The sequence below is a fragment of the Pseudomonas sp. 1152_12 genome (assembly GCF_052850675.1).
Window position 1 is genome coordinate 225,230 of sequence record NZ_VXCW01000008.1, and the last position, 15,424, is coordinate 240,653.

Genomic DNA, 15,424 nt, shown 5'->3' on the forward strand with positions numbered 1-15,424 from the left:
CTCTGATGACCCCACGAGTCGGCCCCAACACTCAACGTTTTCAACGTATAGTGACGAATCGAGTTTGGCTGAGTCAGAAGCACGACTTTTTTGATTTTTGTATCTCGTGCTCAAAATACTAAAAAGCCGAGCAATCTCCGACCCATAGGTGTAATTAAAAATGGCAAAAGGTGACAAACACGGGCAGACAGGTTCGTACGTCTTCACCATGCATCGGCTGGGAAAAGTTGTTCCGCCGAAGCGGGAAATCCTGAAAAACATTTCGCTGTCCTTCTTCCCAGGCGCCAAGATCGGCGTGCTTGGCCTTAACGGTTCGGGTAAGTCCACGCTGCTGAAAATCATGGCTGGCGTTGACACTGAGTTCGAAGGCGAAGCCCGCCCGATGCCCGAACTGAACATCGGCTACCTGCCGCAAGAGCCGATCCTGGACCCGACCAAGACCGTGCGCGAAGTGGTCGAAGAAGCCGTGGCCGTGATCAAGAACGCCCAGGCGCGCCTGGACGAGGTCTACGCCGCCTACGCCGAAGAAGATGCTGACTTCGACAAGCTCGCCGCCGAACAGGCCAAGCTCGAAGCCATCTTGCAGGCCAGCGACGGTCACAACCTGGAGCGCCAGCTGGAAGTCGCCGCCGATGCGCTGCGCCTGCCGGCGTGGGACGCCAAGATCGAATTCCTGTCCGGTGGTGAAAAACGTCGCGTGGCCCTTTGCCGCCTGCTGCTGTCGGCCCCCGACATGCTGCTGCTCGACGAACCGACCAACCACTTGGACGCCGATTCCGTCGCCTGGCTGGAACACTTCCTGCACGATTTCTCGGGCACCGTGGTTGCGATCACGCACGACCGCTACTTCCTGGACAACGTAGCTGGCTGGATCCTTGAGCTCGACCGTGGCGCCGGTATCCCTTATGAGGGCAACTACTCCGGTTGGCTGGAAGCCAAGTCCGACCGTCTGGCTGCCGAATCCAAGCAGCAATCGGCTCACGAAAAAGCCATGAAGGAAGAACTGGAGTGGGTGCGCAAAGGCGCCAAGGCCCGCCAGTCCAAATCCAAGGCACGTCTGCAACGCTTTGAAGAAATGCAGTCGCAGGAATTCCAGAAGCGCAGCGAAACCAACGAGATCTACATCCCGGCCGGCCCACGCTTGGGTGACAAGGTCATCGAGTTCAAGAACGTCAGCAAAGGCTATGGCGACCGTGTGTTGATCGACAACCTGTCGTTCTCCATGCCAAAAGGCGCGATCGTCGGCGTTATTGGTGGTAACGGTGCGGGTAAATCCACGCTGTTCCGCATGCTGATGGGCAAGGAAACTCCGGATTCGGGCACCATCGAAGTCGGTGAAACCGTGCAGTTGGCCTGTGTCGACCAAAGCCGCGAAGACCTGGATGGCAGCAAGACTGTGTTCCAGCAAATCTCTGACGGTTCCGACCAGATCCGCATCGGCAACTATGAAATCCCGTCGCGTACCTACGTCGGCCGTTTCAACTTCAAGGGCGGCGACCAGCAGAAGTTCGTCAAGGACCTGTCCGGTGGTGAGCGTGGCCGCTTGCACCTGGCCCTGACCCTGAAAGAGGGCGGCAACGTGTTGCTGCTCGACGAACCGTCCAACGACCTCGACGTTGAAACCCTGCGTTCCCTGGAAGAAGCCCTGCTGGACTTCCCGGGCGCCGCCATTGTGATCTCTCACGATCGGTGGTTCCTTGACCGCGTCGCGACCCATATCCTGGCGTACGAAGACGACTCGCAAGCAGTGTTCTTCGAAGGTAACTACACCGAGTACGAAGCGGACCGTAAAGTGCGCTTGGGCGAAGCAGCTGCCCAGCCGCACCGTGTACGGCACAAAAAACTGGCCTGATTCGGGTGGGTTTGAAAAAGCGGAGCCTTCGGGCTCCGTTTTTTTTTGCGCGCGTTATTCAGGTGGACCGCGTTGAATTCATTCGCGAGCAAGCCCGCTCCCGCATTCGACCGCATTCCAAAGTGGCAACCCGATCAAATCTGGGAGCGGGCTTGCTCGCGAAGGCGGTTTAACTGCTGGTGCATGCTCTAAGTTGAAATCCCTCTCATGGTGCAAAAAAACACAATAATTTATATCTAATGCACCATTTAAATTCACAAAGGCGACATTTTGCACTTTTCAGGTGCAACATGAATTGCTAAGGTCCGGCTCAATCTCCTTTAAAAACAATCAATTTGCCGAGACGTTTCCATGATCGAATCTGTCGAATCCTTCCTCGCCCGCCTCAAGAAACGCGACCCCGACCAGCCGGAATTCCACCAAGCTGTAGAGGAGGTCCTACGCAGCTTGTGGCCGTTTCTAGAAGCCAACACCCACTACTTGACCTCGGGCATCCTGGAGCGCATCTGCGAGCCGGAACGCGCGATTACTTTCCGGGTGTCGTGGGTGGATGATCACGGCAAGGTCCAGGTCAATCGCGGCTTCCGTATCCAGATGAACAGCGCCATAGGCCCCTACAAAGGCGGCCTGCGCTTCCACCCGTCGGTGAACCTGGGCGTGTTGAAATTCCTCGCCTTTGAGCAGACCTTCAAGAACTCCCTGACCTCGCTGCCCATGGGCGGCGGCAAAGGCGGCGCGGACTTCGACCCCAAGGGCAAAAGCGACGCCGAAGTCATGCGCTTCTGCCAGGCGTTCATGAGCGAGTTGTACCGCCACATTGGTGCGGACGTGGACGTACCGGCCGGTGATATCGGCGTGGGCGCCCGCGAAATCGGCTTCCTGTTTGGCCAGTACAAGCGCCTCAGCAACCAATTCACCTCCGTGCTGACCGGCAAAGGCATGACTTACGGCGGCAGTCTGATCCGCCCCGAAGCCACCGGTTTCGGCTGTGTGTACTTCGCCGAAGAAATGCTCAAGCGCGACGGCCAGCGGGTTGAAGGTAAGCGCGTGGCTGTTTCCGGCTCAGGCAACGTCGCGCAATACGCGGCACGCAAGGTGATGGACCTGGGCGGTAAGGTGATTTCCCTGTCCGACTCCGAAGGCACCCTGTACGCCGAAAGCGGTTTGACCGAGGAGCAATGGTCGGCCCTGCTGGCGTTGAAAAACGTGCAGCGCGGTCGCATCAGCGAATTGGCCGAGCGTTTTGGCCTGGAGTTCCGCAAAGGCAAAGCCCCTTGGGAGTTGGCCTGCGACATCGCGCTGCCGTGCGCCACCCAGAACGAACTTGACGCCGACGCCGCCCGCACGTTACTGCGCAACGGCTGCATCTGCGTGGCCGAAGGCGCCAATATGCCGACCACGCTTGCGGCTGTGGATATCTTTACCGAGGCGGGCATTCTGTTCGCGCCGGGCAAGGCATCCAATGCCGGCGGCGTGGCCGTGAGTGGCCTGGAAATGTCGCAGAACGCCATGCGCCTGCTGTGGACGGCAGGCGAGGTGGACAGCAAGCTGCACAGCATCATGCAGTCGATCCACCATGCCTGCGTGCATTACGGTGAAGAAAACGGCCGGGTCAATTATGTGAAGGGCGCGAACATCGCAGGCTTTGTGAAGGTGGCTGACGCGATGCTGGCGCAAGGTATCGTTTAAGTCTCGGGTTCGACCTGCAGCACTTCAATTATTTGATCGCCGACGGGGCGTTTCCACAGCACCTCGTCGCCCACCTGGGCGCCCAGCAATGCGCGGCCTAAAGGCGAGCCCCAATTGATGAGGTTAGCGTGGGCATCGGCCTGGTCTTCCCCCACCAATTGAATGCGCTGCTGCTCGTCCTGCTCGTTGGCGAAAGTGACCCAACTGCCGATCTGCACCTTGTCGGTGGAGGTGGCCGGCGCCACGACTTGGGCGCTTTGCACGCGCTGGTTGAAGTAGCGTAAATCCCGCTCAAGATCCGCTTGGCGCTGCTTATCGGCTGTTTCGCCTTTGGCGGACTCCACGCTGTATTCCTGCTGTAACTGCGCGACCTTGGCCTGCAACTGCGCCAACCCTTTTGCGGTCAGGCGATTGGGTTGCTCACTGACCTGGCGCTCCACCGGCTGATCGGCCTGGGCGGCGTTGTCCTCGTTAACAAAAGCTCGGCTCATGACATTCTCCCTCTATGGAGTTTGGGCCATGGTCGCCGGGCTTTAGTTTCGCTGGATGTCTGAAAGCGACCTATTGCGCGCGATAAGCCCTGCCGGCGTCGCGGTCTTTCTCATGCTGCCAGGCGCGTTCACGGTCATCCCAGTGATTGTCCTTGTAGTCGCGCAACTCCTCGTTCTCGCGCATGGCCTTGCACTGGCGAAAGCCATCTTCCCAGCCTTCGGCGTATTCGCGGTCCTTCAGATAGCGCGGTACGTTCTTGCGAAACTCCCCGCTGATCACCCCTGCGGCCTGGCGACCGCTGCTGCAACCGTCATCAAAGCCATCGGCAAAAGCCGGTGGATAACCTTTGGCGAGTAAATCCTGATGGGTTGACTGGCAACCCGACAGCCCCACTACCGCGAACAGCATTAACGCGTACCGCAACATTACGTACTCCCTGGCCGTTTCACGGCTGATAGGGGCAGTCTAGTCAGGGATTTGTCGGGGAGGTGTGAAAGCGAGGTGAGAAAGGTGTCGGGTTAAAGGGCCATCAACGACGATTCTCTTTAAATTGCAGGACGTTTCCTAGAGAATCCTTGGTGTATTGCGCCTTAGGGTTTGGGTCACTAGTCTCCTGGCTTCGCTGTGAAAGCAGCGACCGGGTTTAGCGACCCGAATCACTAAGACTCATCCTCTTTACACACTTGGCAGGCGGTTTTGTGCTTGTCGATATCGTGTTATGGCGGCTGTGCGCGGGAGATCTTCGGATCTGCCGGGTGTCTAGGTGACCGGTTCGCTAACCTGCGTACAGCTGCCACCCCTTTATGTTTAGCGACGTGTTGTGGTGGTCCTTTATCTCACTTAGTAGGTACACCATGTCTAAAGTCGTCCCTGATCCACCCCTGTCTTCAATTACCACCCTAGGCGTCGTCACCTTTGGCGACTACGGCGAAAACCAAAAACCACTGTTCCGCGTCAATGCCGGCATGCCGATTGATCAAGCGCTGGAACACGCCTCCACCTTGCTTTTCTACTCAAAGAAACTCCCCATGGAAGCCGCCATGGATGTGCGCGGCGAACAATACGCCTGGGCCGCGCATTATCTGTGTGAGATGGGCAAGGCCGTCGTGGATGACCTGACCCAAGCGATGACACCCACAGCTTAGCAGGCAAATCCTGCTTCTGTGGCGAGCGGGGCAAGCCTGCTCGCCACAAAGGGGGTTATGCCGTCTGGTTATTCGTCAGCGCGGCATGTTCAGCCAATTCCTGCTCAATAAACGCCGCAATCATGGCGCGATACACCTGCTCAGTAACCTCAGGGTTGGCGCCCACCGCCTCGGATAACCGCCGCACCTTGGCGATCACCTGTTCAACCCGTTGCGGCGCCTTGACGCCGTCCGAGTCTTTTTTGAAGCGAGCGGCCTGGGAAACGTAGTGGCCGCGTTCAGCCAGCAGGGCGACGATTTGTTGGTCGAGGCGGTCGATGTTTTCGCGGACTTCTTCAAGGGTGGTGCAGTTAACGGCCATGTTGATGGAGCTCCTGATTGGGTGGGCAATGCGATGTGTCTGAATATACGCGAGGCAAATGTGGGAGCTGGCTTGCCTGCGATGGCGGTGGGGCAGCCAGCCTGGCTGTTACTGATCCACCGACTTCGCGAGCAAGCCCGCTCCCACATTTTGATCTTTGTCTGGCTTTGGTTAGTAGTGATACCACTTCACTTCGAGCATCACTTCATTCACGGGCGTGGACAGATGGCTGTACTCACGCTGGGCACTCAGGCGTAACCCGAGGTTGCGCGACAATTCCCACTGCTGGTTCAGGCTGATACTGCGCCGCACTTCCCCATTGGTGAAGAAGTCGCCCTTGGCCTCCAAACTCAAATTCCCCAGCGGGTTTTTCCACAGTACGCCGGTGTTGAACCCGGCAGCCGGGGAGATGGCTTCGCTGAAGTCGTTGTTGTGCTCAACGCGCACGGTGCCGAGGGCGAAGCCGAGCATGTCGTCGGTGAGTTGCCAGGTGCCGCCCGCGCCGCCGTTGACGTGGGCCACCAAGGTTTCGTCGTCGTGTTTGCCTGGTACGCGCTCCAGGCCGCCGGTCACTTGCCATGACCACGGCTGCAACAGGGCGTTGCGTGGGGTCAGGGAGCGGATGGTCGCCAGGTCCAGTTGCTGCAGCTGCCAGTGGTTGCCTTCGTACTGGCGCAGTTTCATCTGCAGGATTTCAATCTGCGCACCCAGCGGGAAGCCTTCGGCGTTGTCGTTGAGATCGTGGTAGGCCATGCGCAGGCCGTATTCGCCGAATGTCTTGCTGCCACGGGTGCCGATGCCGGCTTGCCAGGTGCGTGATTCATGGCCGTTCTCGGGCAGGCCCGGGCGTTCGACTTGGAGGTCGGGCGCTGGGTTCTGGTTGATCGCGCGCAGCAGTTCGAAGCTGCGTTGCGAACGTTCGGTGTCGCGTTCCAGGCCATTGGCGCGGTAGCGGCCCAGGCGATAGGCGGCGTCGATGATCAGGGCTTGGCGGTCGCGTGGCAGGGCTTTGAACGTTGGCTCCTGCAATTGCTTCTGGTCATCGCTGATTTTCAGCACCCATTGTTGCTCGTCGCCATCCAGCGGCTTGGCGCGTTCCAGCAGTTCGCGCTCACGGGAGGGGCGGTAGTCGATCTTCTCGACCAGGTCTGCCTCTTTCACCGCTTTGACCGTGTCGGTGGGGATCGCGGTCAGCGGGAACTGCTCGGTCAGGCGCAGGCTCGGGCGGGCCACTTGCAGCAGTTCCAGCAGGCGATAGGAGCAGTTTTCGTCGAAGAAGAAGTAGTCGAACTGGATTTGCTTGAGCTCCCACACGTGCCGGACCATGCGCTCGGTCTCGACTTGAGTGAGATTCAGGCGGTATTCCCACAGGTCGCGGTTCTCAAGGCTACGGTATTCCGAGAGTTTTTCCTGATACGGCACCAGGGCGAATAGGCCGGGATAGCCGCCCATCAGACCTTTCCAGGCGTAAAGAATGCTGTTGTCGGAGCCTTCAATATAGGCGCCGAAGTTGATCGCATAGCTGAGCAGGGCGGTCTTGTCTCTCTGCACGTCAGCCTGGTCGATACGCAGCAGGGTGTGACCGAACATCGACGACGGGCTGTTGAGGTAGGCCGCCGGGAAGATCATCACCGCGCTGTGAGGGGCGACGTCCTTGAACCATTGGGTGAATTCTTTGCAGTCCAAGGCGGGCAGGTCGGCCAGGTGCAACTGATCTTTGAGCCAACGGGTACGGGCGGGGTAAACGCACTGGGCGTGTTTTTCGCCGAGGCTTGCCGGGGCATACAGCGCCTCTACGGTCGCCCTCAGCTCTTGGTCCGGGTGGTGCGCGCCATCGGGGGCGAGGAAGAATTTCTTGTCGCTGACATAGCTGCGCCAGCCACTGATCTTGCCGGCTTCGTAATGGCCCAAAGACAGCCAGAACGGATCGTTGGCCAATTGCTGCAAACGTTGATCATCAATATGCGGGGCCGCGTACAGCGGGGCGCAGGCGAAGAGTGCCAACCAGGCAAAGCGTTTGAGCATAGGGGCAACTTAAGTCGGAAATAGTGAGACCCAAAGGGGAGGCGGGTCCAAAATAAAGCCCGCGCCTCGAAAGACGCGGGCGGGTCGAGCTTAAGCCTGGGTCGCGTATTTGGCCAGGCGGGCATCGCTTTTCAGTACAGCCAGGGTGTTGTTGTGCACGTCGTCAGCGGTCACGTCAGCTTTGCTGAAGATCTGCTGGAAGTGCTCGTGGGTCACGGCCGCGAAGTGATCGCGATCTTCCGGTGCAACGCCCAGTACCACCGCGTAGGTGGTCAGTGCTTCGCCGTTGCCTTTGGCCATGTCTTCGGACAGCTCGTTCATCATGCCATTCATGGCAATCCAGGACTTGCCGCCGTAGGTCAGGGCGCTGTTGGTGCTGCAACCGTTGGTGCCTGAGGTCATACCGAAGGTGGCGTTACCCGAGGTGCCGTTGGTGGTGGATGCGAGGAAATGCGCTGGCGTACCGCGCTGGCCTTCAAACAACATGTTGCCCCAACCGCAGTTCGGGCCACCTGGTGCTTCTGCCATTGCATTGAGGGAGACGACGGTGAAGAGAGTACCAAGAAGGATCCGTTTCATAGCTTTGTTCTCTTTGTGTGCAAACCAATGGACAAGGGTTCAGGCGCATCGCAGCGCCCTAGGGGCCAGTTATTAGTCCAACCCGCGCAGTTTGGAGTTTAGGCACGTTCCTAGGGTTCCGTGATTTTTTATAAAACAATCAGTGTTGCCGCGATTTTTTTGTAAGACGTGTCCCCTGGCTATGCTTTCCCAAAGTCGCGCCTTGCCAGAGCGCGTAACCGGGAGCCAGAATGCCGTCATCTGCCCCGCCTGATGTAAGGAAGCCCGATGCCTGATCCTGTTGCTGCCAGCCTGCGTCTAGCGCCCGACGCGCTGACTCGCCCTTTCTCCGCTGAACAGTTCAGCTTCTCGACCACCAATGATTTGGAGCCCTTTCGCGGCGTGCTTGGCCAGGAACGTGCGGTTGAAGCCTTGCAGTTCGGTGTGGCCATGCCACGCCCCGGTTACAACGTGTTTGTCATGGGCGAGCCGGGTACTGGCCGTTTTTCGTTCGTCAAACGCTACTTGAAAGCTGAAGGAAAACGCCTGCAGACCCCGGCGGACTGGGTCTATGTGAATAATTTTGATGAGCCACGTGAGCCGCGTGCCTTGGAGTTGCCGGGCGGCGGCGCGGCGGCGTTCATCGCCGATATCAACGGTTTGGTCGACAATCTGGTCGCCACCTTCCCGGCGGTGTTTGAACACCCGACTTATCAACAGCGCAAAAGCGCCATCGACCGCGCCTTCAACCAGCGTTACGACAAGGCCTTGGACGTGATTGAACGCCTTGCCCTGGAAAAGGACGTGGCGTTGTACCGCGACAGCTCCAACATTGCGTTCACGCCGATGCTCGACGGCAAGGCGCTGGACGAGGCGGAGTTCTCGCAACTGCCGGAGGCTGACCGCGAGCGCTTCCACACGGATATTTCCGAGCTGGAAGAGCGCCTCAACGAAGAGTTGGCCAGCCTGCCGCAGTGGAAGCGCGAGTCGAATAACCAACTGCGCCAGTTCAACGAAGAAACCATCACCCTGGCCCTGCAGCCTTTGCTGGCGCCGCTGTCGGAAAAGTACGCGGAAAACGCGGCTGTCTGCGGTTACCTGCAGGCCATGCAGGTGTATTTGCTCAAATCCGTGGTCGAGCAGTTTGTCGACGACGCCAAGACCGACGCCCAGGCGCGCAAGCTGCTCGAAGAGCAATACTGCCCGAGCCTGGTGGTGGGCCACTCGGTCAACGGCGGCGCGCCGGTGGTGTTTGAGCCGCACCCGACTTACGACAACCTGTTCGGCCGTATCGAATACAGCACCGATCAAGGCGCGCTCTACACCACGTATCGCCAGTTGCGCCCGGGCGCGTTGCACCGTGCCAATGGCGGTTTCCTGATTCTTGAAGCCGAAAAAATGCTCAGCGAGCCCTTCGTGTGGGACGCCCTCAAGCGCTCCCTGCAGTCGCGCAAGCTGAAGATGGAATCGCCGCTGGGTGAGCTGGGGCGCCTGGCCACCGTGACCCTCAACCCGCAAATGATCCCGTTGCAGGTCAAGGTCATCATCATCGGCTCGCGCCAGCTGTACTACGCGTTGCAGGATGCCGATCCGGACTTCCAGGAGATGTTCCGCGTCCTGGTGGACTTCGACGAAGACATCCCGATGGTCGACGAAAGCCTGGAGCAGTTCGCCCAGTTGCTCAAGACCCGCACTTCGGAAGAAGGCATGGCGCCGCTGACGTCGGACGCAGTGGCGCGTCTGGCGACCTACAGCGCACGCCTGGCGGAACACCAGGGGCGTTTGTCGGCGCGTATCGGCGATTTGTTCCAGCTGGTGAGCGAGGCGGATTTCATTCGCCACCTGGCTGGCGATGAGATGACCGATGCCGGCCATATCGAACGGGCGCTCAAGGCCAAGGCCACGCGTACCGGGCGGGTGTCGGCGCGGATTCTCGACGACATGCTCGCTGGGGTGATCCTGATCGACACCGCCGGCGCGGCGGTGGGCAAATGCAACGGGCTGACGGTGCTGGAAGTCGGTGATTCGGCCTTCGGCGTGCCGGCGCGGATTTCCGCCACGGTGTACCCAGGCGGCAGTGGCATTGTCGACATCGAGCGCGAAGTTAACCTCGGCCAGCCGATTCACTCCAAGGGTGTGATGATCCTCACCGGTTACCTGGGCAGCCGTTATGCCCAGGAATTCCCGCTGGCGATCTCGGCCAGTATCGCGCTGGAGCAGTCTTACGGTTACGTGGATGGTGACAGCGCGTCCCTGGGCGAGGCGTGCACCTTGATTTCGGCGCTGTCGAAAACGCCGCTTAAACAGTGCTTTGCGATCACCGGCTCGATCAACCAGTTTGGTGAAGTGCAGGCGGTGGGCGGGGTCAACGAGAAAATCGAAGGCTTCTTCCGCCTCTGCGAAGCACGCGGCTTGACCGGCGAGCAGGGGGCGATCATTCCGCAAGCCAACGTCGCCACGCTGATGCTCGATGAGAAGGTGCTGAAGGCCGTGCGCGACGGGCAGTTCCACATCTATGCTGTGCGTCAGGCGGACGAGGCGTTGAGCTTGTTGGTGGGCGAGCCTGCCGGTGAGCCGGATGAGGAAGGGCAATTCCCGGAAGGCAGCGTGAATGCGCGCGTGGTTGAGCGTTTGCGCGCGATTGCCGAGATGATCAGCGAGGATGATTTGAAAGAGGCGGAGAAGGAGCTGGCGCAGCAGGCGTTGGCGCAAGCCAAGCCGAGCTGATTGTCGTGACGCGGTCAGTGTGGGAGCGAGCAAGCCCGCTCCCACATTGGATCAGCGAAGTATTTGGAAGCGGCGGTGAATTCGCCACTAAATTGACTCCATTCTCAGGGACCAACGCCCGTTGGTCCCTACAGCCTTGGTTTGTACTGGTTTTATTCTATTCTGAGCTTAAGGGATATCTACAGGAGTCGCTGGACAGAGACAGCTTCGCCACGCGCGAGGTTGAACACCGATCTACCGAGGGTCGCCGCCATGCCGCGCAACCTTTGCCTTACCCGCCAATGCCTGGGCCTGGTCACCCGTATCGAATGCTCCATTCGCCCTCTTGCGGGGGATAACGGGATGTGGACGCTGTTGTTTGCGGCCGGAATGACCGGTGAACAGCCTTCCACCATCAAGTCTCAAGGCCCTTTTCATGGGCCTTTCGTGGCAGAAACCATTCTGAGATCAATCGTCGAAAGCCTGATGCTGCACGGCTACGAGCTGGCGGGCGACCCGCAGATATGGTGCCTGCATATGCAGGCCCATCTGCGCCAGCTCAATGGCGGGCATGAGCGCCTGGCCTTGTGATTGATCGCTGCCACGCAGAGCGGGCAGCGATCGGCTGGGGTTATTTGCTCTGCGGCGCGTCCAACTTGACCTCAAAGCCGTATTGCACGGTGTCGAGGTCAGTGCGTTGGTAGCTTTCCAGACTGGTTGGCTGGCCGTAGAAATAATGCACGTCAAACAACGCCGTGCCGTATTCTTCGGCGCGGTGGCTCACGCTGAGGATTTCTTTGAGGTAGTTGCCGCTCGCGTCCTTGGCGTAGAAGCGCCAGCTGTCGGCGGGGAACTCTTTTTGATCAATAATCAGCGCGTTGTCCTTGAGGGACAGGCCTTTGGGCAGCTTGGCCACGTCAATCGTGGCCTTCTCGATGGTAGCCAGGAACAGCGGCACCGAGCCCACTGCAAATGCCGGGGTTTCCGGGAACAGGTTAAGGTCGTACGTGAGCGTGCTGCTTCCCGCGTTCAGCTCGAAAGCCTCTGTCGGCAGTTCGATGGGCTCGCCGCGTTCGCCTTTGTCATCCGCCGTGAAGAAGGTGATGGGCGCATCGCTGTTGTTGCGCTCGGCGCCTACCAAGTCGTCGTTGAACGTGAAGGGGTGGTCAAACACGATCTTTGCGGCGCTGGTGTCTTCAGTCGACTGGCTGATCGTGACGCTTTTTTTCAACTGATCCTCGGTCATTGACGCGTCTTTGAGCCAGCTAGGGGCGCTGTCGTCATAAACTGTGACCGGCATCGGCAAGGCTTGCACGGTCTTTTGCAGGCTGTTCTTGTCGAAGCGCAGCACTGGCAGCTCAAGGTTTTTGTGGGTGAGTGTGGCCTTGGAGAAGTCCAGCACATTGACCTTCAGGTTTTCGATCAAACCATTGAAATAGACCTTGGCGTAATGGCTGCTCTGTTTATGTTCGAAGGCTTTCTGCTCTTCGATCAATTTCTTTTCAAAGGCATCCGACCAGGCCTTCTGTTTTTGCATCTCGGCCAGTTGTTTCTCGTAGAACGCCACTTGTGCGGCGTTTTCATTGATTGAGCCCGCGCGGGTGAGAAATTGCCCGGTGCTGTCGCGGGCTTGCACCAGCAAGGGGTTAGGCGACTCGTCGCCGACCTCCGGCGCCAGCGGCTCGCTGTTGGTCAGCTCGATCTCGGCGTAGTTTTTCTCAAGCCGCAGCAGGTTGAGGGTGATATTGCCCTCGGTGCGTTTGTGACCCACGTCTTTTTTCGACAAATCGAACGTCAGCACCTTGCCCGGTGCGACCACTTCCACCGCGCCCTTGAGGCTGACGGGCTGCGGTTGGCTCTTGTTGTCGGTCTCGATACCCTCGATGAACGGGTAAGTCACGGTCAGGTCATCGGGGTTGGTGAGGCTGGAACTGCTCGGGCTCAGTTGGATACCTGGGTCGGTCTCCGACCATTCCGGCTGAAAGGGGATGACTTTATTGTTGCTCAAGGTCACCGACTGCCATTCCAGGCCGTGGGGGAAGGGGAACTGGTCCGGGGTGTTGAAGTTGAACGGGAACACCGGCTGCAAATCCGTCAGGTAGTCGGAGTGTGAGGCTTTGCGCAGCACGAACAGGCCATTGATGTAGGTGTCCACCAAGGCTTGGGGCGTGGGGTAGTGCTTGAGCAAGGCCAGGGTGTCTTCGCCGTATTCGGCTTCGATGGGCTTGGTGGCAAGCTTGGCTTGCGCGCGCTCCAGCAACAGCAGCGAGCCGCCTAGGTCGGCGATGGCCTCTCTGAGCTTGGGGTCTTGAATGGTGTCCAGTGATTGTTCGAACTTGGCGGTTTTCTCTTCGAGGGTAGCCTGCTTCTGCTCTTCTTTAGGGGAGCAGCCGCTGGCCATCAGCAACACCGCACACAGGCCGAACGTGGCCAAAGGGGATCGCACATCCATTATCTGAGTCTTCCTGTTCGTCAGCATCGAGCCGATTTGCTGGGCTCGACACTAGCAGAAAAACTCTCTTACAGATGCCGCCCAAGTCAGTTTTCTCGCGGTGACAGGTGATTGGACGTGACTGGTATACTCGCGGCCATTTTTAACCACGCTGTGTGAGATTCAATGGAACGCTTTATCGAAAATGCCATGTACGCCTCGCGATGGCTGCTGGCGCCGATTTATTTCGGCTTGTCCCTGGGGTTGCTGGCGCTGGCGCTGAAGTTCTTCCAGGAAGTGATTCACTTGCTGCCGAGCGTGTTCTCGATGGCCGAGTCCGAACTGATCCTGGTGCTGCTGTCGTTGATCGACATGGCACTGGTCGGCGGCTTGTTGGTGATGGTGATGATATCCGGCTACGAGAACTTCGTCTCACAGCTGGATATCGATGAGAGCAAGGAAAAGCTCAACTGGTTGGGCACCATGGACTCTTCATCGCTGAAGATGAAAGTGGCCGCCTCCATCGTGGCGATTTCGTCTATCCACCTGCTGCGCATCTTCATGGATGCCAAGAACGTCGATCCGCAGCATTTGATGTGGTACGTGATCATCCACATGACCTTCGTGATCTCGGCGTTCGCCATGGGTTACCTGGACAAGCTCACCAAGCACTGATGCCCCATGCCGGCCTTACTGCTCGACGAAGTAGTAAGGCTGGCGACCGATTGCCATCTGCTTGATCACGGTGACCTTCTTAGCCAGGTCGTTGGGGCGATCCAGCAGCGCCATGTTGCCGGGCTTGGCCGCGAGAAAGCTGCGCAGCTCCTCTTCGCTTTGCAGTATCGGCAAATAGGCCTGCAGATAGAACACGCTGGCTCCGGCGATGCGCTCGTTGGGTTGGAACAGCACCACCTCTTTGTCTTCGGTTTGATACGCCTTCGCCTGGCTGATCACCGGTACGAAAGACTCACGTAAGTCGGCTTTTGGCGCAAACCAGAAGGCGGCTGTCAGGTAACTGGCGATCAGTAGCGTGAACACGCCAGCGATTACGCCGCGGTGATAACGGTGCAGCACCGGTTTATTCGTTTTGAGCCACGCCAGCAACACCCCGGCGTATTCTGCTGCGAGCACGGCAGCAGCGGGCGTGAGTGCCATCAAATAAACGGTGCGCTTGCTCGAAGCCAGAGTCAGTAATGTGAACTGCGCCACCAGCCACACGCTGAAGAACAGGCGGTAGCGGTTACGCACCAGGCTTTTGCGAAAGTGCCACAGGCCCAGGTACACCAGGATGTTCCAGGGCAGGAAGGCCTCGGGCAATTTGGCGATGTAGTAGTAGAAGGGTTCGTAATGCCCGGCCTCGACAAACGAACCGCTGAACCGCCCGACGCTGTTGGTCCACAGTACTTCGGCCACCGCCTGCATGCCGCCGCGATGAAACAGAAAGCCCAGCCAGATCATCAGTGGCACCAGGGCCAACAGCGTGAACAGCGCCGGCTTGAGCCAGTCGCCGATGCGCAGGCGTTTATCCATCAGGCTGGTGGCGGCCAGGTAAACGAAGATCACAATGCCCGGCATCGCCAGGCCGAGTACGCCTTTGCTCAAGGTCGCGATGACCATGCCTGCGGTAAACAAAGCCCAGGCCCATGTATTGGAGCCCTCGCGGTCGAGCCGCACAGCCTGGTAAAACCCGAGCAGCGCGGCGGTCACGCCAAGGCTGAGCAGCGAGTCCTCACCCACGCCGCGCACGTTGCCCCAGTAACTGGCCATGGTCGCCAGGATCAACGCGGCGCCGAACGCCATCGTCTGCGGCCGCCCGAACTTGCGCAACATCCCGTAAAACAGCATCACGCTGAACAACCCGGCAAACGCCGACGCCAGGCGCACGGCCCAGGTGGTGCCGCCAAACAGCCGAATCGCACCGGCGTCCAGCCACAGGCTCAGGGGCGGTTTTTCCAGGAAGGGTTCTCGAAACAGGCGCGGGATTACCCAATCATTATCCAAGTGCATGGCCATGGCGATCCCGGCTACACGGGCTTCGGTGGAGCCTTGCAGCTCGTGGCTGCCCAGGGCGAAGAAGAACAACACTGCAACGAGAAGGAGCAGCAGAGAAACGGGGCGCGTCATGGATTCAGGCTACCGGGCAGGGGACCGCTCGGAGGAGCGGG

General features: G+C 59.0%; 13 protein-coding genes. 6 read left to right on the forward strand and 7 right to left on the reverse strand.

Annotation, left to right across the window (positions count from 1 at the left end):
- Window positions 1-160 precede the first annotated feature (160 nt).
- Window positions 161-1,852: an energy-dependent translational throttle protein EttA gene (ettA, locus tag FW764_RS17200; RefSeq protein WP_130908752.1), complete on the forward strand. Its 1,692-nt coding sequence runs from the start codon at window positions 161-163 to the stop codon at window positions 1,850-1,852.
- A 351-nt stretch (window positions 1,853-2,203) separates the two neighbouring features.
- A complete protein-coding gene (gene gdhA, locus FW764_RS17205; protein ID WP_446434906.1) occupies window positions 2,204-3,541 on the forward strand; it encodes an NADP-specific glutamate dehydrogenase in 1,338 nt (445 codons plus the stop codon).
- Here the strand turns inward: gdhA and FW764_RS17210 are convergent.
- Both FW764_RS17210 and FW764_RS17215 read right to left on the reverse strand, forming a co-directional pair.
- Window positions 3,538-4,032, reverse strand: coding sequence for a GreA/GreB family elongation factor (locus FW764_RS17210; RefSeq protein WP_446434907.1), 495 nt, complete (start codon window positions 4,030-4,032; stop codon window positions 3,538-3,540). The genes gdhA and FW764_RS17210 overlap by 4 nt on opposite strands.
- 70 nt (window positions 4,033-4,102) lie before the next feature.
- Window positions 4,103-4,459: a hypothetical protein gene (locus FW764_RS17215; protein ID WP_446434908.1), complete on the reverse strand. Its 357-nt coding sequence runs from the start codon at window positions 4,457-4,459 to the stop codon at window positions 4,103-4,105.
- A gap of 428 nt (window positions 4,460-4,887) precedes the next feature.
- On the opposite strand from FW764_RS17215, the gene FW764_RS17220 reads away from it, so the two are divergent.
- Window positions 4,888-5,178: a DUF3077 domain-containing protein gene (locus FW764_RS17220; protein ID WP_446434909.1), complete on the forward strand. Its 291-nt coding sequence runs from the start codon at window positions 4,888-4,890 to the stop codon at window positions 5,176-5,178.
- 55 nt (window positions 5,179-5,233) lie between these two features.
- On the opposite strand, the gene FW764_RS17225 is transcribed toward FW764_RS17220, so the two are convergent.
- The 3 genes from FW764_RS17225 to FW764_RS17235 form a co-directional block, all read right to left on the reverse strand.
- Window positions 5,234-5,539: a chorismate mutase gene (locus tag FW764_RS17225; RefSeq protein WP_446434910.1), complete on the reverse strand. Its 306-nt coding sequence runs from the start codon at window positions 5,537-5,539 to the stop codon at window positions 5,234-5,236.
- Window positions 5,540-5,710: 171 nt separating this feature from the next.
- Window positions 5,711-7,564, reverse strand: a complete 1,854-nt coding sequence (locus FW764_RS17230; RefSeq protein ID WP_446434911.1) for an Lnb N-terminal periplasmic domain-containing protein — start codon at window positions 7,562-7,564, stop codon at window positions 5,711-5,713.
- 90 nt (window positions 7,565-7,654) lie between these two features.
- Window positions 7,655-8,143: a DUF3015 domain-containing protein gene (locus tag FW764_RS17235; RefSeq protein ID WP_083356699.1), complete on the reverse strand. Its 489-nt coding sequence runs from the start codon at window positions 8,141-8,143 to the stop codon at window positions 7,655-7,657.
- Window positions 8,144-8,410: 267 nt separating this feature from the next.
- Here FW764_RS17235 and FW764_RS17240 point away from each other — a divergent pair, with 267 nt between their 5' ends.
- Window positions 8,411-10,849: a Lon protease family protein gene (locus FW764_RS17240; protein WP_446434912.1), complete on the forward strand. Its 2,439-nt coding sequence runs from the start codon at window positions 8,411-8,413 to the stop codon at window positions 10,847-10,849.
- Between the two features lie 252 nt (window positions 10,850-11,101).
- Complete coding sequence (locus tag FW764_RS17245) at window positions 11,102-11,419, forward strand: PA4575 family protein (protein WP_446434913.1); 318 nt, start codon at window positions 11,102-11,104, stop codon at window positions 11,417-11,419.
- 40 nt (window positions 11,420-11,459) lie between these two features.
- Here FW764_RS17245 and FW764_RS17250 read toward each other — a convergent pair whose 3' ends face one another.
- The gene (locus FW764_RS17250; protein ID WP_446434914.1) at window positions 11,460-13,280 is read right to left on the reverse strand and encodes a hypothetical protein; all 1,821 of its coding nucleotides are present in this window, start codon (window positions 13,278-13,280) and stop codon (window positions 11,460-11,462) included.
- Between the two features lie 165 nt (window positions 13,281-13,445).
- Here FW764_RS17250 and FW764_RS17255 point away from each other — a divergent pair, with 165 nt between their 5' ends.
- Window positions 13,446-13,934, forward strand: coding sequence for a TIGR00645 family protein (locus tag FW764_RS17255; protein ID WP_071485524.1), 489 nt, complete (start codon window positions 13,446-13,448; stop codon window positions 13,932-13,934).
- A 15-nt stretch (window positions 13,935-13,949) separates the two neighbouring features.
- Here FW764_RS17255 and FW764_RS17260 read toward each other — a convergent pair whose 3' ends face one another.
- Window positions 13,950-15,383 (reverse strand): ArnT family glycosyltransferase, encoded by a 1,434-nt coding sequence (locus tag FW764_RS17260; protein ID WP_446434915.1) that lies wholly within the window; start codon window positions 15,381-15,383, stop codon window positions 13,950-13,952.
- Between the last annotated feature and the right edge of the window lie 41 nt (window positions 15,384-15,424).